Origin of the sequence: Collinsella sp. LCP19S3_B6 (genome assembly GCF_052121815.1) — a bacterium.
Taxonomy (GTDB): Bacteria; Actinomycetota; Coriobacteriia; order Coriobacteriales; family Coriobacteriaceae; genus Collinsella.
Genome location: NZ_JBQKDN010000006.1, coordinates 1 through 18,894 on the forward strand (window position 1 = coordinate 1; position 18,894 = coordinate 18,894).

Annotated in this window: 18 protein-coding genes and 1 pseudogene; 18 read left to right on the forward strand and 1 reads right to left on the reverse strand. The window is 59.2% G+C overall.

Annotated features, from left to right (window positions below):
• Positions 1-270, reverse strand: a pseudogene (locus ACTQWD_RS03330) (IS110 family transposase); the annotation flags it as partial.
• 371 nt (positions 271-641) lie between these two features.
• On the opposite strand from ACTQWD_RS03330, the gene lspA reads away from it, so the two are divergent.
• From lspA to efp, 18 genes are all read left to right on the forward strand, one after another.
• Positions 642-1,241 carry a signal peptidase II gene (lspA, locus tag ACTQWD_RS03335; protein WP_441559250.1) on the forward strand — a complete coding sequence of 200 codons (600 nt, stop codon included), beginning with the start codon at positions 642-644 and terminating at the stop codon, positions 1,239-1,241.
• Positions 1,241-2,254 (forward strand): RluA family pseudouridine synthase, encoded by a 1,014-nt coding sequence (locus ACTQWD_RS03340; protein ID WP_427795860.1) that lies wholly within the window; start codon positions 1,241-1,243, stop codon positions 2,252-2,254. The genes lspA and ACTQWD_RS03340 overlap by 1 nt, the downstream gene beginning before the upstream one ends.
• 82 nt (positions 2,255-2,336) lie before the next feature.
• Positions 2,337-3,632, forward strand: coding sequence for a glycosyltransferase family 2 protein (locus ACTQWD_RS03345; RefSeq protein ID WP_154515488.1), 1,296 nt, complete (start codon positions 2,337-2,339; stop codon positions 3,630-3,632).
• Positions 3,633-3,709: 77 nt separating this feature from the next.
• Positions 3,710-4,132, forward strand: coding sequence for a prepilin peptidase (locus ACTQWD_RS03350; RefSeq protein WP_441535921.1), 423 nt, complete (start codon positions 3,710-3,712; stop codon positions 4,130-4,132).
• A 31-nt stretch (positions 4,133-4,163) separates the two neighbouring features.
• The gene (locus tag ACTQWD_RS03355; RefSeq protein ID WP_441083345.1) at positions 4,164-5,411 is read left to right on the forward strand and encodes a deoxyguanosinetriphosphate triphosphohydrolase family protein; all 1,248 of its coding nucleotides are present in this window, start codon (positions 4,164-4,166) and stop codon (positions 5,409-5,411) included.
• A 60-nt stretch (positions 5,412-5,471) separates the two neighbouring features.
• On the forward strand, positions 5,472-6,821 hold the full coding sequence (locus tag ACTQWD_RS03360; RefSeq protein WP_441559251.1) for a replication-associated recombination protein A: 1,350 nt from the start codon (positions 5,472-5,474) through the stop codon (positions 6,819-6,821).
• Between the two features lie 100 nt (positions 6,822-6,921).
• On the forward strand, positions 6,922-7,512 hold the full coding sequence (locus ACTQWD_RS03365) for a hypothetical protein (protein WP_441016303.1): 591 nt from the start codon (positions 6,922-6,924) through the stop codon (positions 7,510-7,512).
• The gene (locus ACTQWD_RS03370; RefSeq protein WP_441559252.1) at positions 7,505-7,882 is read left to right on the forward strand and encodes an ATP-binding protein; all 378 of its coding nucleotides are present in this window, start codon (positions 7,505-7,507) and stop codon (positions 7,880-7,882) included. The genes ACTQWD_RS03365 and ACTQWD_RS03370 overlap by 8 nt, the downstream gene beginning before the upstream one ends.
• A 1-nt stretch (position 7,883) precedes the next feature.
• On the forward strand, positions 7,884-8,675 hold the full coding sequence (locus tag ACTQWD_RS03375; protein WP_427717298.1) for an RNA polymerase sigma factor SigF: 792 nt from the start codon (positions 7,884-7,886) through the stop codon (positions 8,673-8,675).
• A complete protein-coding gene (locus ACTQWD_RS03380; RefSeq protein WP_441559253.1) occupies positions 8,672-10,081 on the forward strand; it encodes an AI-2E family transporter in 1,410 nt (469 codons plus the stop codon). The genes ACTQWD_RS03375 and ACTQWD_RS03380 overlap by 4 nt, the downstream gene beginning before the upstream one ends.
• A gap of 148 nt (positions 10,082-10,229) precedes the next feature.
• Positions 10,230-12,887: an alanine--tRNA ligase gene (gene alaS, locus ACTQWD_RS03385; protein ID WP_441559254.1), complete on the forward strand. Its 2,658-nt coding sequence runs from the start codon at positions 10,230-10,232 to the stop codon at positions 12,885-12,887.
• Positions 12,888-12,904: 17 nt separating this feature from the next.
• Positions 12,905-13,333: a Holliday junction resolvase RuvX gene (gene ruvX, locus ACTQWD_RS03390; RefSeq protein WP_441559255.1), complete on the forward strand. Its 429-nt coding sequence runs from the start codon at positions 12,905-12,907 to the stop codon at positions 13,331-13,333.
• Entirely contained in the window at positions 13,326-14,759 is a 1,434-nt protein-coding gene (mltG, locus tag ACTQWD_RS03395) for an endolytic transglycosylase MltG (RefSeq protein ID WP_441559256.1), read from the forward strand. The genes ruvX and mltG overlap by 8 nt, the downstream gene beginning before the upstream one ends.
• Before the next feature lie 2 nt (positions 14,760-14,761).
• Complete coding sequence (locus ACTQWD_RS03400; protein ID WP_117646451.1) at positions 14,762-15,259, forward strand: YqeG family HAD IIIA-type phosphatase; 498 nt, start codon at positions 14,762-14,764, stop codon at positions 15,257-15,259.
• 8 nt (positions 15,260-15,267) lie between these two features.
• On the forward strand, positions 15,268-15,801 hold the full coding sequence (locus tag ACTQWD_RS03405; protein ID WP_154515515.1) for a shikimate kinase: 534 nt from the start codon (positions 15,268-15,270) through the stop codon (positions 15,799-15,801).
• Complete coding sequence (locus tag ACTQWD_RS03410) at positions 15,798-16,907, forward strand: hypothetical protein (protein WP_441559257.1); 1,110 nt, start codon at positions 15,798-15,800, stop codon at positions 16,905-16,907. Before ACTQWD_RS03405 ends, ACTQWD_RS03410 begins: the two co-directional genes overlap by 4 nt.
• A 132-nt stretch (positions 16,908-17,039) precedes the next feature.
• Positions 17,040-18,170: a M24 family metallopeptidase gene (locus ACTQWD_RS03415; RefSeq protein WP_441559258.1), complete on the forward strand. Its 1,131-nt coding sequence runs from the start codon at positions 17,040-17,042 to the stop codon at positions 18,168-18,170.
• 159 nt (positions 18,171-18,329) lie between these two features.
• Positions 18,330-18,893 (forward strand): elongation factor P, encoded by a 564-nt coding sequence (efp, locus tag ACTQWD_RS03420; RefSeq protein ID WP_154515524.1) that lies wholly within the window; start codon positions 18,330-18,332, stop codon positions 18,891-18,893.
• Position 18,894 lies beyond the last annotated feature (1 nt).

The following is an 18,894-nucleotide window of genomic DNA, read 5'->3' on the forward strand; positions in this document are numbered from 1 at the left end:
GGCGGCCGACCTGGGGATCTTCGAGACCGCGGCGACGACGCACTCGACGCCGAGCCCGGCGAGCTCCCTTTGCGGGGCGAAGCCGAGGTAGCCGCTCTCGTAGGCCGCGAGAGACGGCCCGGGGAACCCATCCATCCACCCGGCGATCTCGCCCCAGGGGTTGCCGGGGAACCTCCTCGTCACGGCCTCGCCGGTGTCCGCGTCGAGGGCGCAGACGGTGGTCGACCTCAGGTGGACGTCCATCCCGAACGCGGTAGAATACTTTGGCATGGGAGCCTCCCAACCTCGTTGCGGCGCGGCTGCGCCTATGGCACTTCAACATCATTGTCGCAGCCCCGACCCGCGGTCACGAGCGGGGGCTCCTATCTTTTTAGTGCCCTCGGATTGGGTCATAGTGTCTGTCGGTAGTCTTTTTGGGACGGGGCTTTTTTAGCTGCCCTACCTCAAATAAGGACTTAATCTTCGAAAGCGCTGGACTGGGTAGCTAAAAAAGCCCCGTCCCAAAAAGACTACCCGGTGAAGGGACAAGGGGACAGCCCCTTTGTCGCATTGGTGGATATGTCGTGCGTTCTGCGTATGGCAATATAAGATGGTTATTTGCGTTAAATGGAATTCGATTGTTTTGAGGGTAGGGGATTGATTTGGGTCGTGGTGCGGATATGACGCCGCCTTTGCGTTGGCGGTTGGGTGTTGCTGGTGGGGTGACGCTCTTTGTGTTGCTTGTTGACCAGCTGACCAAGCTTGCGGTTCGTGCCGTGGGCGATACCCTGCATATGACTGTTATCCCCGGCGTGATCGATTTTGTGTTTGTCCGCAATATCGGAGCTGCCTTTAGCATGGGCGAGGGCCATGGCATAGCGTTTGCCGTGCTGGCGCTTGCGGCCATTGCCGCCATTGCCGTGTACTTGCTCCGTGCTCCTCAGCTCGCTCGCCTAGAGGTCGTGGGTATGGCCATGGTTGCGGGCGGCGCCATCGGCAACGCGATTGATCGCCTGGCCATGGGCTTTGTGACTGATTTTATTGCCACTACCTTCATTGATTTCCCCGTCTTTAACGTGGCCGATATCGGCATTACCGCCGGTGTCGTTCTGGCGCTCATCGGATACATGTTCTTGAGTCCCGCCGCTCGCGAGGTCGATGCGACCGCCGAGCTCAACGCCCGTGACGAGGCCCGCGCCAAACGTAAAGCTAAGCAGCGTGGGGAGCGTGCCCGCAAGATTCGCGAAAGGAATGAGCGCTAATGGCCGACATCCATATTCTCGTTGCCGACGATTGCGCCGGTCAACGTCTCGACGCCTATCTGGGCGCCAACGATGGCTGTCCCACGCGCTCTGCCTGCGCGCATCTGATCGAGGGAGGCGCCGTTGCCGTCAACGGCGAGACCTGCCTGTCTAAAAAGTATGCCGTACACTCCGGTGACCGCATCTCGGTCGACCTGCCCGAGCCGCATGACCCGACCGACGTGATCCCCGAGGCCATCCCGCTCGACATTCGCTATGAGGACGACTATCTCATGGTGCTCTCCAAGCAGCGCGGCCTGGTGTGCCATCCTGCGCATGGTCATGAGAGCGGCACCCTTGCGAATGCCTTGGTCTATCACTGCGGCATCGACCATCTGGGTACCGTGCAGGGCGAGGACCGCCCCGGCATCGTGCATCGTCTGGATCGCGATACCTCGGGCCTTATGCTCGCGGCTAAAGACGACGACACTCAGCGTGCGCTTCAAAATCTCATCCGCACGCGCACGCTCGACCGTCGCTACATTACGCTCGTTCATGGGCACATCGCCATGGACGAGGGCACTATCAACACCGGTATTGCCCGATCGACGCGTGACCGCGTGAAGATGGCGGTTTCCGATGACCCCTTTGCGCGCCAGGCCATCACGACCTTTAAGGTCCTTGAGCGCTTTGATTCCACGCGTTTCGACGACGGCTACACGCTTGTCGAGTGTCACTTGTTTACCGGCCGCACGCATCAGATTCGCGTTCACATGCGCCATATCAACCACGCCTGCGTGGGCGATCCACTTTATGGCAAGTGCGATGCTCGTGCCGATCAGGGTTTGACCAGGCAGTTCCTGCATTCCTGGCGTGTGGCGTTCGATCATCCCGTGACGGGGGAGCACATCGAGTGCCGTGACGAGCTGCCATGGGATCTTGCGGCGGTTCTGGATGATCTGGCCCCGCGTTCGCTCGGCCGCACTGCCGCTGGCAACGAAATCGTCCCTCAGCTCGGTCTGCTCGAGGCCTAGCCAGTATTAGGTGGTTTCTTGAACTCCGTAAGCCTGCGGTAAGATATACGGTTGTTTACGTCACGCGTTCCTGGGAGCCTGCATGCTCGCCTTTTTACAAACCAACACACCTATCGTGATCTTCAACCAGATTGTCGTCACGCTGCTTACGGTCTGCTTTCTGTACCAGGTGGTCTTCTTTGTCATCGGCGCTCTTCGTGGTGAGGTCGCGCCTCCCAAGGCCAAGAAGCTCCATCGTTATGCCTTCTTTATCGCGGCGCATAACGAGGAGGCCGTGATCGCCAACCTCGTGCGCTCCATTAAGGACCAAGATTATCCGTCCGAGCTTATCGAGGTCTTCGTGGTCGCCGATGCCTGCACCGACAACACGGCGCAGCTCGCGCGCGAGGCGGGCGCCGTCGTCTATGAGCGCAATGACTTGGCCCGTAAAGGCAAGAGCTGGGTCATGGACTATGGCTTCGACCGCATCCTTAACGAGTATCCCGATACGTTTGAAGGCTACTTTATCTTCGATGCCGATAACGTTATCGCCCGCGATTACGTGTCCAAGATGAACGATGCTTTTGACCAGGGCTTCCATGTTGTTACGAGCTATCGCAATTCCAAGAACTTTGGCAGCTCGTGGATCTCGGCAGCTAATGCCACGTGGTATCTGCGCGAGGCACGCTTTCTCAACAACGCGCGCAACATCTGTAAGACGTCTTGCGCCGTTTCGGGTTCGGGCTACCTCATCTCCGCCAGCGTTATCGAGGGTATGCACGGCTGGCAGTTCCACACGCTGACCGAGGATATTCAGTTCACCACGTTCTGTGCCATTCACGGCATTCGCATTGGCTATGCGCCGGCGGAGTTCTTTGACGAACAGCCCGTGACGTTTAAGGCATCCTGGAAACAGCGTATGCGTTGGACCAAGGGCTTCTACCAGGTGTTCTTTACGTACGGTAAGCACCTGGTCAAATCGACCTTCCGCTATCATCGCTTTGCCGCCTACGACATGTTTATGACGATCGCACCGGGCATGCTGCTCTCTCTGATCTCGATGCTCGCTAATGCGACGTTCCTCATCGTGGGCGGCCTTTCGCACGGTTTCTTGGCTACCGAAGTCGAGATGCAGGCGTGTGCCGCTTCGCTCATTATGACCTTCGCTATGATGTATCAGACTTTCTTTATCCTGGCGCTGCTCACGACTATCTTTGAATACAAGCATATTCACTGCGCGCAAAAGTGGCGTCTGGTAACCAACCTGTTTACCTTCCCGATCTTTATGTTCAGCTATATCCCCATTACGGTGGCAGCGCTGTTCTTGAAGGTCGACTGGGTGCCGACGCAGCACGCCGTAAGCGTTACCCTCGACGAGGTCATGCAGGGCGCCAAATAACCATCATCAAAACCACCACAAAGGGGATAGAACCTTTGCGGTGGTTTTACGTTTGAGCGCTCAGTTGAGGGGTTTCGATGTTCTATATCCCGTTTTGGATTTGCATCTTTGCCGGCGCGGCGATTGACGCCCGCGAACGGCGGTTTCCCAATGAGCTGGCCGGCGCGTGTGCGGTGGCGGCGTTTGCAGGCGTCTGGCTCGACAAGGGCGTTAACATGGCGCTTGACCACGCCGGTCTTGCGGTCATCGTCTACCTTGCCCTTGTGCTTACTGAGTCACTCTGGCGTCGCCTTCGCCATGCCCCTGGCGTTGGCATGGGGGATGCCAAGGCGCTCTTTGCCCTTTGCACCTTCGATCCCCTGGGCGGCGTCGTCGCGTTTGCAGTTGCGCTCCTGACCCTTGCCGCCGCCTGTCTCATCGTAAAATCGCGCTCGCTGCCTTTGCTGCCGTTTTTAGTGCCAATATTTGCCATAATCGAGTTCGTGGGTAGTACGCTGTAACCGTTTGCGCGCCCTTTTTAAGGAGCATGCCATGGCAATCAATCAACAGACAGCCGCCATCAAGGCGCGCCTGGATCGCATTCCCGCGGCGTTGTCGCCCGAGCTGGTCGAGCGCATTGCCGCCGACCGCGCCTCGGGTGTCGTTAATCCCTATCGATGCGGTGACGACCAGGCCATCCGCCGTGTCGATCGGGCCGCAGACGAGGGCACGCTTATGCGTCCGGCCTTCATGCGCGATATCGAAAAGATTCTGCATCTGCCAGCATACACACGTTATGCAGGCAAAACGCAGGTCTTCAGTTTTCGCAGCAACGACGATCTGTCGCGCCGCGGCCTGCACGTGCAGCTTGTCTCGCGCATCGCTCGCGATATCGGGCGTGCTCTGGGGCTCAACTGCGATCTGATCGAGGCGATTGGCTTAGGCCACGACTTGGGCCACACGCCCTTTGGCCATGCCGGTGAGCGTTTCCTCAACGATATCTATCACGAGCGCACGGGGCGTTATTTTTTCCATAATGTGCAGTCGGTCCGCGTGCTCGATGCGCTGTACGGCCGCAACGTGTCGCTCCAGACGCTCGATGGCGTACTGTGCCACAACGGCGAGTACGAACAGCGTGTTTTTGAGCTTTCGGACATGGGTTCCTTTAACCAGTTCGACCGAACCGTCGAGGAATGCATTGCCACGGGTTATAGCGCAATTGAGCACCTGCGACCCATGACGCTCGAGGGCTGCGTGGTTCGCATTTCGGATATCCTTGCCTACGTTGGGCGCGATCGCCAAGACGCCATTGCGGCGGGCCTGCTGTCACCCGACGCCTTTGACGATGACCTGGGCGGTGCATACAACAGCTGGATCCTTACGCATGCCTCTATCGATATCGTCGAGCACAGCTATGGCAAGCCGCGCATCGAGATGAGCGAGGACCTGTTTGAGGAGATCCGCCGGGCCAAGCGCGAGAACTACGAGAAGATCTATAGCAAGGGCGGCATAGAAGGCGACTCCGAAGCGGAGCTGCGCGAGGCCTTCGAAAAGCTCTATGACCGTTGCCTGCGGGATATAAACGAAGGCGACGAGTCCTCGTATATCTTTAAGCACCACATTTCTCGCATTGAGCAGCAGCTTTCCTACTACGATCGCACCTATGCATGGCAGGACGATAAGGACCAGACGGTCGTGGATTACATTGCGAGCATGACGGACGGTTATTTCTGCGAGCTCACGAGCAAGCTGTTCCCGGGATTGATGTTTCCGCACCGTACCTATATTAACGAACGGTAGTTCGTATATATTCGGTATACTGTTCATGGAAAACGTTTTTGATTGATGCACGGGATGGCTATGGACGACCTTTTTTCTGCTTCGACGCGTGAGCGTTCCTTTCAGAATGCGCCGCTTGCGGTGCGCATGCGGCCCAATTCGCTCGACGAGTACGTGGGCCAGCAAAAGGCCGTCGGTAAGGGCTCGTGGTTGCGTGCCGCGATTGAGCATGACGTGCTGTCGAGTGTGATTCTGTATGGGCCGGCCGGTACGGGCAAGACGACGCTGGCCCACATTATCGCCAACCATACCAAGAGCGAGTTTGTCGAGGTCAGCGCCGTGACGGGCACTGTGAAGGACCTGCGCCGCGTGATTGACGAGGCCAAGACGCGCCTGAATACGTACGACCGTCGCACCATTCTTTTCATCGACGAGATTCACCGCTTCTCCAAGTCGCAGCAGGATGCCCTGCTGCATGCGGTTGAGAACCGTACCGTCATTATGATTGGCGCCACGACGGAGAATCCGTACTTCGAGGTCAACTCGGCGTTGCTCTCGCGCGGTCGCGTGGTGGAACTTGAACATTTAAAGGACGAGGATATCGCCACGCTTATCGAGCGTGCGCTCGAGGCGCCGCAGGGTTTGAACGGCAAGTTCTCGGCCGATGAGGATACGGTTAAGACCATCTGCACGCTGGCTGCGGGTGACGCTCGCTCGGCACTCACGACGCTCGAGCTTGCGAGCGAGATTGCCGTCACTCGTCCCGATACCGAGGGAACGCCAGCGCCGGCGGCGGGGGAGCGTTATCCCATTACCGTGGATGACGTAAAGATTGCCAATCCGCGCCGTGGTTTTTCGTATGACAAAAACGGCGACATGCACTACGACATCATCAGCGCGTTTATTAAGTCTATGCGCGGCAGCGACCCCGATGCCACAATCTATTGGCTCGCGCGCATGATCGATGCGGGGGAGGACCCTAAGTTTATCGCTCGCCGTATTATGATTCAGGCTTCTGAGGATGTTGGCAATGCCGACCCGCAGGCGCTATTGGTGGCGCATGCCGCGTTTAAGTCTGCCGAGGTCATCGGTTATCCCGAGTGCCGCATTAATCTGGCTCAGGCTGCACTCTATGTGTGCTTGGCGCCAAAATCCAACGCGTGTGAGGCCTCGATTGATGCGGCGTTGGCCGATATTCATTCAAGTGGGCTGCGCGAGGTGCCGAGCTATCTACGCGATCGTCATCGCCCGGGCAGTGACGAATACGGTGTGTATAAGTATCCGCATGATTATCCCGAAGGCTGGGTCGATCAACGCTATTTGCCCGAGGGGCTGGAGCGCTGTGCGTTTTGGCAGCCTGCCGGCCGCGGCTGGGAAGAGTGGCGTGTAGAGCAAAGCGAGCGCGACCGTAGCGGGAATGCACCGAAGTAGCTGCTGGTAATTTTGTCTCACGTTGCTGCTCTTGGCATGTTCGGTCCCCTTTGGGGTACCATGAACAGCGTCTGTATTTCGATTCCTTCGGGAGGCTTGTATGAGTCCCATCCAAATCGCCCTGCTGCTGCTCGCCGTTGCCGGCGTGTGGGCTGTCATCGAGCTCGCGCTCACGCTGCGAAAGACCCGCACTGTCGTTGATTCGCTCGACAAGACGGTGAGCGACCTTAACAACACCATCGCCGAGGCTCAGCCCGTGGTAGCAAAGCTCGATGGCGCCGTCGATGAGCTCACCCCCGCGCTGGCGCAGGTTGAGCCGCTCCTCAAGTCGAGCAAGACCGCCGTCGACGCCCTTACCTCCAATCTCGTAGAGGTCGAAGCCGTGGTTCGCGACATTTCCGAGGTTACGGGCAGCATGGCCGAGGCCAGCAATGCTGTGTCGAGTGTGACCGACTCTGCGGCCGGTGCCGTTCAGAAACTCTTTAACAAGGTGAAGGCTCCCGCGGTCGACGCCGAGCATAATCTTTCCGCTGCCGCCGAAGCCGAGCAACCGACCGAGCGTGTCCTGATTGGCGAAGCCGGGGACGATGCCGCTGCTGGTGACGATGATGCACAGAAGCCTGCTGCTAAAGCAGCCCGGTATTACACCTACACGCCCGCCGAGACCTCTGAGGAGTCCTGCGATGAGTAGTGAAGCAACTTGCTCTATCACGCTGACTGTTGCCGGGGATCCGCGTCTGGCACGCTTGGTGCGCATGACGGCGGCTAATGTCGGCGCGCTCTGTTCCATGTCCGTCGATCGCATCGAGGACATTCGTATGGCTGCCGAGGAGGCCTTCATCTTTGGCTGCACGGCCGTTGATTCTGACGTTATCTCGATCAAATTCGATGTCGACGAGTCTCACGTGGGCATGACCTTCACCTTTGGCGACCAGGCGACTTTCGATGAGGATGACCAGGCCGCCGTATATGCCGAGCTCATTCTGGCAAGCGTGTGCGATTCCTACGAAAAGACTGCGGCGCCCCTGACGCTTTCCCTCGATCTCAAGGCGGATATCTAATATGACCGAACGTTCCCGGAGCGGTAAGACCGCTTGGGACAAGGAGAAAACCCGCGAGCTGTTTCGTCGCTACAAAGAGACCGGTGATCCGGACGCCCGCGAGCAGCTCGTCATGTCCCATATGAACCTGGTAAGGTTTCTTGCCAACAAATTTAAGAATCGCGGCGAGCCGCTCGACGACCTCATGCAGGTCGGCTATCTGGGTTTGCTCAAGGCTATCGACCGCTTTGACCCCGAGCGCGGACTTGAGTTCACCACGTTTGCCACGCCCACCATCTTGGGTGAGATCAAGCGTCACTTCCGCGACAAGGGTTGGAGTGTGCGCGTTCCGCGTCGCCTACAGGAGCTCTCTGCCAAGGTTAACCAGGCCACCGACAAGCTCACTAACGAGCTGCAGCGCTCGCCTAAGGTTGAGGAAATCGCTGAGTACCTAGACGTGACCGTTGACGAGGTGCTGGAGGCCATGGAATCGTCCTCGGCCTATACCTCGGTGCCCATCGAGGCCCCCGGTGCGTCCGATTCTGACGACGCGCCTTCAATTCTCGACCGTTACGCCGACGACGACAACGAGCTCGACTTTACCGATGACCGCCTGGTGATTGAGGAGGCCATCCGCGATTTCTCGCCGCGCGAGCGCGAGGTTATCGAGCTGCGTTTCGTAAAGGGCATGACCCAGATCGAGATCGCCAAGAAGCTGGGCATCTCGCAGGTGCAGGTCTCGCGCCTGCTGCGCCGTACCCTTAAGAAGGTTCAGGACAAGATCGACCCCGACGGAGTGATGGTTCGTTCATGAGTGAACACCCCCAACAAACCGATCGCGCGCTGCGCGATACCCGTATTCTGACGCTTCGCATTTGGGCCGTCGTCGGCTGCATTGTCATCGCCGCCGTCATCTTTAACCTTATGGGTATCTTGGCGCCGGTTATCGAGTTTCTAGCTGTCGGTTCCATCATCGCTTTTGTGATGTCGCCGATTACTAACTGGCTCGAGCATCACGGCGTCAACCGTGGCATTGGTTCGCTCATCGCGCTTATTGTGGTCGTTGCTGTGCTCGTCGGTGTCGTTTGCATCTTGTCGCCGATTCTCTTTGGCCAGATCATGGAAGTCTTGAGCCGCCTGCCTGAGCAGCTTCGTGTTGCGGGCGGTGATCTCAACGTGATGGTCTCGCATGCCAAGACGCTCAACAACACGCCGCTCAAAGAGTATCTGGACGATAATCTTTCTTCGCTGGTTACCGTGGCGTCCAAGTATGTGTCTCAGATTGCCGCTGAGCTTGGTCGCGGTGTATTCCCGTTCATTACCAATACGGCCTCGCAGCTGTTCGTCATCTTCCTCGGTCTGGTGCTTGCCTATTGGTTGGCCTGCGACTATCCCCGTATGCACCACGAGGTCTGCACCATCATTGGTCAGGAAAAAGAGACCTCGTACCGCTTTATGGTCGCGATTCTTTCGCGCTCGGTCGGCGGTTATATGCGTGGCATGGTCGTGACGTCCATCTGCGGTGGCATCCTGGCCTTTATCGGCTTTACGCTCATTGGCCATCCCTACGCGGCACTCATGGCCATCTTTACGGGCATTATGCACTTGGTCCCGGTTGTTGGCCCCTGGGTGAGCGCGGCGATTGCTACGGTGCTCGGCTTTATGTTCAGCCCGATGCTGGCTTTGTGGACCTTGGTCGTGACCATGGTGGCACAAAATGTCACCGACAACGTCATTTCGCCTAAGGTCATGCAGAGTTCGGTGCAGGTGCATCCCATCATGAGCCTGACGGCACTCGTTATCGGTTCGGCGCTTATGGGCGCCATCGGCATGGTTATCGCCATTCCGCTGTGCGCGGCCCTCAAGGGCATTTTCGTCTACTACTTTGAGAACGAGACCGGCCGTCAGCTCGTGGCATACGACGGCGCCGTGTTTAAGGGCACGCCCTATCGCGATACCGAGGGCAACCCGGTCGCCGCTTATGACGCGCTTGGAGACGATACATTCATCTATGAGTCCGAGCTCATCGGTAACGAGACTGCGCCCGAGGCCCAGGCCATGCCCAGGCCCGAGCTCGATAACCCCTGGATCAAGCTCTCGGGCCTTCAGCCCGATGCTACGGGCTTTTTCAAGAATCCCTTCGCCAAAGACGACGATTCCAACTCGGACGACGATACCAATACCGGCATCGACGGTTCCATGGACGATGATGAGAAGTAAGTCATTTCAAGTTCAAGTTCATAGGCAATAACGTGCAAATTCGCTGGAGGGTCGCTGTTTGGCGGCCCTCTTTTTTGCACTTGCGCGGTGGGATGGTAATATCGTAACGTTTGAACTGTTTCGATGTGAAACCGAGGAGATTCCCTCTATGAGTGCTGACTACCCGTCAATGACTACGGCTGAGATTCGCTCTAAGTTCCTCAACTTTTTTGAGGAGCGCGGTCTTAAGCTCTATCCTTCTTCGTCCCTCGTCCCCGACGATCCTTCGCTGCTGCTTGCCAACGCCGGCATGAACCAGTTTAAGGAGTATTACCAGGGCAAGAAGACCATGAAGGAGATCGGCGCTATCTCCTGCCAGAAGTGCGTCCGCACCAACGACATCGACTGCATTGGCGAGGACGGCCGTCACCTGTCTTTCTTTGAGATGCTCGGCGACTTCTCCTTTGGCGGCGTCTCCAAACAGCAGGCCTGCGCTTGGGCCTTTGAGCTCATCACCAAGGAGTTCAAGCTGCCGCTCGACCGCCTGTACTTCACCGTCTTTACCGAGGACGACGAGACCCACGACGTGTGGTGCTCCCTGGGCGTTGCCGAGGATCACATCTCGCGTCTGGGCGAGGACGACAACTTCTGGGCCGCCGGCCCCACCGGCCCCTGCGGTCCGTGCTCCGAGATCTACTTTGACATGGGCGAGGAGGTCGGCTGCGGCAGCCCCGACTGCAAGCCCGGCTGCGACTGCGACCGCTTCCTGGAGTTCTGGAACCTCGTCTTTACCCAGTACGACCGCCAGGAGGACGGCTCCATGCCGGAGCTGCCGCACCGCAACCTCGATACGGGCATGGGCCTGGAGCGCATGGCCGCTATCATGCAGCACAAGACCGCCAACTACGATGGCGATCTGATGCAGCATCTCATCAAGCTTGGCGAGGAGATCAGCGGCAAGACCTATGACGCCGACGATTACACCGGTGCCAGCCGCTCGCTGCGTATCATCGCCGATCACTCCCGTGCCGTCGACTTTATGATCTCTGACGGCATCCTGCCCGGTAACGAGGGCCGCGAGTACGTCCTTCGCCGCCTGCTCCGTCGCGCCGTGTTCCACGGTCGCCTGCTGGGTATCGAGGGCGCCTTCCTGACCAAGTTCATCGACGAGGTCAACGCTCAGATGGGCGAGGCCTATCCCGAGCTGCTCAAGAACGTCGCGCTCGTCAAGGGTATCGTCGCCTCCGAGGAGGAGCGCTTCTCCACGACGCTCGACAACGGCCGCGTTTACCTGGACGAGGCCCTGGCCGCGCTCGCCGAGGGCGCTGTCCTTCCGGGCGATGTTGCCTTTAAGCTGCATGACACCTTTGGTTTCCCCATCGACCTGACCGTCGAGATCGCCGGCACCGCTGGCCACGACGTCGACATGGACGGCTTTACCGCCTGCATGGAGGACCAGAAGGCCCGCGCCCGCGCCAATGCCAAGGGCGACGCCTGGGGCAGCTTCAACGACGTGTGGGTCGAGCTTTCCGACAAAGTTGCCGCGACCGAGTTCGACGGCTATGACAACGACGTCATCGAGGGCGCCAAGGTTGTCGCCATCGTGCGCAACGGCGAGTCCGTAGAGTCCGCCGCTGCGGGCGAAGATGTCGAGGTTGTGCTCGACCGCACCCCGTTCTATGCCGAGATGGGCGGCCAGCAGGGCGACGCCGGTGAGCTTTCTGCCGAGGGCGTTGCGCTGACGGTTTCCGATACCAAGAACCACAACGGCCTGTATGCCCACGTCGCCCATGTTGCCGAGGGTACGCTTACCGTCAGTGCCACCGTGACCGCCGCGCTCGACGCCGAGCGCCGTGGCTTCCTGCGCCGCAACCACACCGCCACGCACCTGCTCGACGCCGCCCTTAAGCAGGTCCTGGGCGAGCATGTCTCCCAGGCCGGCTCGCTGGTGACGCCCGAGCACCTGCGCTTTGACTTCACGCACTTTGAGGCCCTGTCCTCCGAGCAGCTCAAGGCTGTCGAGGACCTGGTCAACCAGCAGATCTTCGCTTCCAAGCCGGTCGTTACCCGCGTTATGGGCATCGATGAGGCCAAGGCCGCCGGCGCTGTCGCCCTCTTTGGCGAGAAGTACGGCGACGTTGTCCGCGTTGTCTCCGTGGGCGCCGAGGACCAGCCGTTCTCCCGTGAGCTTTGCGGTGGCACCCATGCCGCCAACACCGCCGAGATCGGTCTGTTCAAGATCATTTCCGAGTCCTCCACGGGCTCCAACGTCCGCCGTATCGAGGCCGTGACCTCTAAGGGTGCCCTCGACTACATGGCCGACCGCCTGGCACTCGTCGACGCCGCTGCCGCTGCGCTCAAGTGCCGCGTCGACGAGGTTCCCGCCCGCGTGGAGAACCTGCAGGCCGAGCTGCGCGAGACGTCCAATAAGCTCAAGAAGGCCCTGACCGGTGGCTCCTCCGACGCTATCTCCAATGCTATCGAGGGAGCCGTCGAGCTCGACGGCTACAAGCTCGTTGTCGCCGAGCTCCAGGGCCTTGAGGCTGCTGACCTGCGCAACGTCTGGGATACTGTGCACCAGAAGGTTTCCGGCCCCGTTGCCTGCGTCGTTGCCAGCGTGACCGAGAAGGGCACCCCGGCCCTGCTTGCCGCCGGCTCCGATGACGCCGTCAAGGCCGGTTTCCACGCCGGCAACGTGATCAAGCAGATCGCGGGCCTGGTCGATGGTCGCGGTGGCGGCCGTCCCAACATGGCCCAGGCCGGTGGCAAGAACGCCGCCGGTATCGCCGATGCCCTCGCGGCCGCTAAGACCGCGCTCGGCGCCTAAGAACCGAAGTAGTCGCTGTGGTCGCGCTCGCACTGGACATAGGGGAGACCAGGATTGGCATTGCCGTCTCGAGCCGTGATGGCAAGATGGCGATGCCTGTCAAGGTACTCCCTGCCGCCGAGGTCACCGGTATGGCCAAGACGTTCCGTTACCTGGTCGAGGACTATGAGCCCGACATCCTGATAAGCGGACGTCCCTTGACCATGGCCGGCGAGCCCGGCCCCCAGGCCGAGCGCGTTGCCGCCGTGGCACAAAAGATCGCCGACGAGCTCGATCTTCCGCTCGAGTTTGAGGACGAGCGTCTGTCCTCGCAAGAGGCAAAGCGTATCTTGCGCGAGCAGGGCCTCAACGAAAAGCAGATGAGGGGCAAGATTGACATGATTGCCGCCAGCCTGTTTTTGCAGACGTGGCTCGATCGTAAAAACGAGGAGGTTTCGCATGCCTAGCGCTTCCGATCCGCGCCAGCCGAATCGTACACGTCAGCCCGAGTCGCGCCCTGCCCAGCCTGGCCAGCGTCCGGCACAGCCGACGCAGCGCGCAGCTCAGCCTGGCGCGCGCCCGGTGCAGTCCTTCGCTCGTTCGGCCCAACCTGCTCAACGGACGGGTCAGCAGCCTTCTGCTCGTTCGGTTCAGCATTCGGCTTCTCGCGCGGCTCAGCAGCCCACTGCTCGTACGGCCCAGCCTGCAGGCGGTACCCGCTTTAAGCAGCAGGCACCTGTCCGGCGAACGCAGGCCACCCAATCGCATTCGCATCATGCTCGCGGTTTGCATGGCGTTGCTCCGGCGACCCGCTCGAGCTACGACACGCGTGCTCGACGCGGTGCTCAAAAGAAGAGTTCTCCGGTTCCCATGATCATCGGCGTTGTGGTGGCGGTGCTCGCGCTTGCTGCGATCGCTTTCTTTGTCGTGCCGGCCGTCAAGGGCTTCTTTGCCGGTGAGGATACGAAGGTTACGGCTGGTCAGCAGGTTACGGTGACCATTCCCGACGGTGCTTCGGGCGACACCATCGCCTCGATCCTCTCCGAGAACCATATCGTCGATAATCCCAAGGATTACTATGCGGCGGTGAAAAAGCTCAATGCCGATATGTCGCTCAAGCCTGGTACCTATACGTTCACCACATTCATGGATGCGACCAAGGTTGTTCAGCAGCTCATGGAAGGCCCCAATGCGGGCTCCAATGCGCTTACTATTCCCGAGGGTCTAACGGTCGATCAAGTCGCCGACCGTGTGGCCCAGGCCTACGGCAGCATCTCTAAGGAAGACTTCCTCAACCAGGCCAAGGCCTCCAACTACGTGGACGACTATAGCTTCCTTAAGGGCGCCGCCAACGATTCGCTCGAGGGTTTTCTGTTCCCCAAGACCTATTCGCTGGGCAAGGACCCGAGCGCCGATGACGTTATCCGTGCCATGCTCGATCAGTTCAACACCGAGTACAAGTCTCTCGATTTTGCCGGTTGCGAGGCCAAGATCAAAGAGCGTTACGGCGTGGAGATGTCCGATTACGACATCATCAATCTCTCTTCCATCGTTGAGCGCGAGGGTCTCAACGCCGAGCAGCGCGCACATGTCGCCTCGGTCTTCTACAACCGCCTTGCCGGCAAGCTCGACGGTCTGCGTTATCTCAACAGCGATGCGACCATGATGTATGTCACCGGTGGCGAGGTTTCCGCCGACGACCTGCAGAGCGATAGTCCGTACAACACCTATAAGCACGAGGGTCTGCCACCCACGCCCATCTGCTCCCCGTCGCTCGAGGCACTCAAGGCCACGCTTGAGCCGACCGACTCCGATGACCTGTATTTCTACATTACGCAGGACGAGGAGTACTTCTCGCAAACCTACGAAGAGCACCAACAGTCTTGGAATTAAACATGAGGATTTTCAGCCCCAAACGATATGTTGCATCCGTCGACCGCATCGACCTTGATACCCTGTGGGCCGACGGCAAACGCGCCATTCTGCTCGATCGCGATAACACCCTGGTGCCGCGCGACACCGAGCAGGTTCCCGCCGCGGTTTCCGCTTGGCTCGACGCCGCCCGCGCCAAAGGCTTTAAGCTGTGCATGGTGTCTAACAACTGGCATCGCGACCAGGTCATGAGCTCTGCACGCGAGCTGGGACTCGAGGCCATTAGCCACGCCATGAAGCCGGCTCCGTTTGCCCTCAAGGCGGGTCTTAAGCGCCTCGGCGCCACGGCCGACGAGGCGGTGCTGATCGGTGATCAGCTCTACACGGACGTGTGGAGCGGCAATTTCGCCGGCGTCGATACCATCCTGGTAAAGCCGCAGGCCACTCAGGACCTGTGGTATACGCAGATCTTCCGTATCTTTGAGCGCCGGGCCCTGCGCGACCTTCCCTGCGAGGAATAGGTCTCGCTATGTCCCAGCACACCAAACACGGCTGCGACCATATCTTCTTTATCGGCTTTTTGGGCGCGGGCAAATCGACGCTTGCGCGCAACGTGGGCACTATGTTCAAACGTCGCTTTATCGATACCGACCGCCTTGTCGTGCGTCGTTGCGGTAAATCGGTGACCGAGATTTTTGAGACCGAGGGCGAGGAGCGTTTTCGTGAGCTCGAGACCTCGGCGCTCCGTTCGCTCCAAAGCGAGCGCAGCCTGCTGGTTTCCTGCGGCGGAGGTATCGTCGAGACTCCGGTGAATATTGAGCTCATGCACCAGATGGGTATCTGTGTGTATCTCGAAGGTGACTTTGAGGATTCGATTCGCCAGATTCGTCGGTCCGACACGCGTCCCGATTTCCGTTCGCCCGAGCATGCCGCGCGCCTGTTTGAGCATCGCCGTCCGCTATATCGCCAGGCCGCCGATATTACCCTTGATATTCGCAACAAGTCCTTCGAGGACGTTTCCTACCTTTGTGCCGAGATGCTTTTGGAGCGTGGGCTGCTATGATTCGCCGTCAACTGATCAATTTCCAAAACCGCAGTGTCGATGTCCGCGTCGGATTGGGCGCGTTCGAGGAGCTGTCGCGCATGTTTGCCTCGGCTGTGGGCAAGCCTAAGCGCGCGTTGGTGGTTTGGAACGACGCCACGTCAGAGCGTTTTGGCGAGGTCGTCGAGCATGCGCTGGTTGATGCCGGTTTTGTCGTGTCGCAGCTCCCACTTGAGGTCTCGCCTGCTGGTGCCACGCTGGCCGATGCCGATGCCATCTTTGGTGCCCTATCTGCCAACGGCATTACCTGCGACGATCTGGTTGTCGCCGTTGGTGATGCCGCAACCTGCTCGGTTGTTAGCTGGTGTGCTAATCAGTGGTGCGGTCGCACCGAGTGCGCCTTGCTGCCGACAACGTTCGACGCCATGCTCACGGTCGCGACAACCATGAAGCCGCTCGTCGCCTCGTCGTCGAATGCGCTTCCCGCTATCGCGTTCCGTCCCGAATCGGGCTTGGTCGTGTGTGACCTCGACCTTGTTCGCGAGGCGGACCCCGAGGATCTCAAGCTCGGCTATGTGGTGCTTGTTGGCACCATGCTTTCGAGCAGCAAGTCCCGCTGGAATCAGTTTACCGAGACTGTTCCCGAGATTCTTTCCGGCGAGGAGGTCGCGCTCGTCAATGCTGTGCAGTGGTCCCAGACCGCGCGCAAAGATGTGCTCATGGCCACGAACCCCAGTGCTCGCCATGCACTCGATTTTGGTAAGACAGGGGAGCGCACCCTTCGCGCCTGCCTGGGCGAGGCCGCGGCTAACGTTCCCGCATACCAGCTCCTTTCCGAGGGTATGCGCTTTGAGGCGCGCCTAGCACATGATGCCTGCGACTTCGATATCGATAATGTGTTTGAGGTCGACGATTGCCTGGAGGACTTTGGCATCGAAGAGCTTGCCTTCGACTTGGAGCCCACCGCGTTTATCGAGGAGTTCCGCAAGCAGCAGTTTGCCCGCTCAAACCGCAGCATGCTGCCGCTGCCCGCGGCGCTCGGCGCCATTCGCCTGACAAATGTCGAGGACGAGATTCTCGAACGTCATGCGCAGGCGTATCTGGCTTCTCGCAAGGAACTTTTTTAACTTTATTGACATCCATCGTCTTTCGTATCATTTTGAGGGACGGGTTTTCAATCGGTTGCGAATCGCTTGTGGTTCGGCTATTCGTTTGAAGCCCGTCCTGCTCTTTTTGAGGACAATAAGAAAGGAATCTGAATGTCTGAGTTTGCTGCCGGTCCTGCCGGTCGTATCGAGCGTGTCCGTGCCCTGATGGTCGAGCGCGGCTACGATGCCATCGTCGTGCGCGATGAGGCCAACCTCCGTTGGCTCACGGGTGTAAAGGGCGTCTTCGATTACACCTTCGAGTTTCCGCACGCCGCATTTATTACGGCCGATCAATGCCTGTTCCATACCGACTCGCGCTATCTCAACAGCTTTGAGGAGAACACGCCCGCCGGCAGCCCCTGGGTCTACGACATGGACGAGGGCACCATCCCCGGTTGGGTTGCCGACAAGATCGCGGCCAACAAGTGTCGTGTCTGCGCCGTCGAGGATGACATGCAGATTAACTTTTACCAGGGTATTCAGCGTGGTCTTGAGGATCGCTCCGTCGCCTGCATGCTGCCGCTGATGCATGACGACATTCGTAAGATGCGCGCCATCAAGGATGCCGAGGAGATCGAGCTCATGCGACACGCGCAGTCGATCACCGATGCCGCCTTTCAGCACATGCTCGGCTTTATTAAGCCCGGTATGACCGAGAAGCAGGTCCGCAACGAGCTCGAGAACTTTATGTTCGCCAACGGTGCCGACAGCTTGGCCTTTGGCTCCATCGTCGCGAGCGGTCCCAACACCGCCAACCCGCATGCCGTCCCGAGCGACCGTGTCATCGAGAAGGGCGATTTCGTCCTCATGGATTATGGCGCGGGCTACTGTGACTATCGCTCCGATATGACGCGTACCGTCGTGATGGGCGAGCCCACGCAGGAACAGCTCGACCTGTACGAGCTCGTGCGCCGCACCCACGAGGAGTGCGTCGCCGCTATCCATCCGGGCGTCGAGGGTAACGATATCTTCAAGCTTTCCAAGAAGATCATCGGCGATGCCGGTTATGGCGATTACTACAACCATGGCCTGGGCCATGGTGTCGGTATCGACATCCACGAGCTGCCCAACTTCAACCGCAGCAAGAACACCATCGAGGTCGGCTCGGTTGTCACCATGGAGCCCGGCGTCTACCTGCCCGGCGTGGGCGGCGTGCGCTTGGAGGATTACGGTGTTGTCACCGAGAACGGCTATGAGCCCTTCACCAAGACCCCGCACGACTTGCACGTCATCGACTGCTAAGCCATTCAGTTCGATTTTGGAAGCGGGGCGTCCGAAATGATTCGGGCGCCCCGCGTTCTCTTTTTATGCGCTCGCCGCAGGCGCCGCCTGCAAGTGTATAATTTCGCTCGTATGTAATTTGGACGCTTGTGCGTTCTACCCATAACAAGAAAGGTCGCTATGCCTACCATTTCTACCGCCGACTTCAAGAACGGCCTCGGTCTCCGCATTAAGGACAAGGTCTACACCATCGTCGAGTTCCAGCACGTCAAGCCGGGCAAGGGCGGTGCTTTTGTGCGCTACAAGACCCGCGATATCAAGAGCGGTCGTGTCGTCGAGAACACCTGCAACGCCGGTACCAAGTTCGAGAGCGTCATGCTCACCACCCGTGAGTTCCAGTACCTCTACAACGACGGCGCCGACTACATCTTCATGGACAACGAGTCCTACGAGCAGGTTCCCGTTCCCGAGGACATGGTGGGCGAGAACTCCAAGTGGCTGCGCGAGAACGACACCTGCCAGTTGCTCTTCGCCGACGACGAGCTCATGGGCGTGACCCCGCCGATGTTCATCGAGACCACCATCGTCCAGACCGACCCGGGCTTTAAGGGCGACACCGTTCAGGGTTCCACCAAGCCGGCCACCATCGACACCGGTGCTGTCATCCAGGTCCCGATGTACCTCAACGAGGGCGAGGTCATTAAGGTTGACACCCGCGACGGCAAGTTCGTCTCCCGCGTCTAGC

Bases quoted from the DNA above. Each gene is read 5' to 3' on its own strand.
- ACTQWD_RS03340 (WP_427795860.1), top strand. From the start codon at position 1,241: ATGGCCGACATCCATATTCTCGTTGCCGACGATTGCGCCGGTCAACGT.
- ACTQWD_RS03345 (WP_154515488.1), top strand. From the start codon at position 2,337: ATGCTCGCCTTTTTACAAACCAACACACCTATCGTGATCTTCAACCAG.
- ACTQWD_RS03350 (WP_441535921.1), top strand. From the start codon at position 3,710: ATGTTCTATATCCCGTTTTGGATTTGCATCTTTGCCGGCGCGGCGATT.
- ACTQWD_RS03355 (WP_441083345.1), top strand. From the start codon at position 4,164: ATGGCAATCAATCAACAGACAGCCGCCATCAAGGCGCGCCTGGATCGC.
- ACTQWD_RS03360 (WP_441559251.1), top strand. From the start codon at position 5,472: ATGGACGACCTTTTTTCTGCTTCGACGCGTGAGCGTTCCTTTCAGAAT.
- ACTQWD_RS03365 (WP_441016303.1), top strand. From the start codon at position 6,922: ATGAGTCCCATCCAAATCGCCCTGCTGCTGCTCGCCGTTGCCGGCGTG.
- ACTQWD_RS03370 (WP_441559252.1), top strand. From the start codon at position 7,505: ATGAGTAGTGAAGCAACTTGCTCTATCACGCTGACTGTTGCCGGGGAT.
- ACTQWD_RS03375 (WP_427717298.1), top strand. From the start codon at position 7,884: ATGACCGAACGTTCCCGGAGCGGTAAGACCGCTTGGGACAAGGAGAAA.
- ACTQWD_RS03380 (WP_441559253.1), top strand. From the start codon at position 8,672: ATGAGTGAACACCCCCAACAAACCGATCGCGCGCTGCGCGATACCCGT.
- alaS (WP_441559254.1), top strand. From the start codon at position 10,230: ATGAGTGCTGACTACCCGTCAATGACTACGGCTGAGATTCGCTCTAAG.
- mltG (WP_441559256.1), top strand. From the start codon at position 13,326: ATGCCTAGCGCTTCCGATCCGCGCCAGCCGAATCGTACACGTCAGCCC.
- ACTQWD_RS03400 (WP_117646451.1), top strand. From the start codon at position 14,762: ATGAGGATTTTCAGCCCCAAACGATATGTTGCATCCGTCGACCGCATC.
- ACTQWD_RS03405 (WP_154515515.1), top strand. From the start codon at position 15,268: ATGTCCCAGCACACCAAACACGGCTGCGACCATATCTTCTTTATCGGC.
- ACTQWD_RS03410 (WP_441559257.1), top strand. From the start codon at position 15,798: ATGATTCGCCGTCAACTGATCAATTTCCAAAACCGCAGTGTCGATGTC.
- ACTQWD_RS03415 (WP_441559258.1), top strand. From the start codon at position 17,040: ATGTCTGAGTTTGCTGCCGGTCCTGCCGGTCGTATCGAGCGTGTCCGT.
- efp (WP_154515524.1), top strand. From the start codon at position 18,330: ATGCCTACCATTTCTACCGCCGACTTCAAGAACGGCCTCGGTCTCCGC.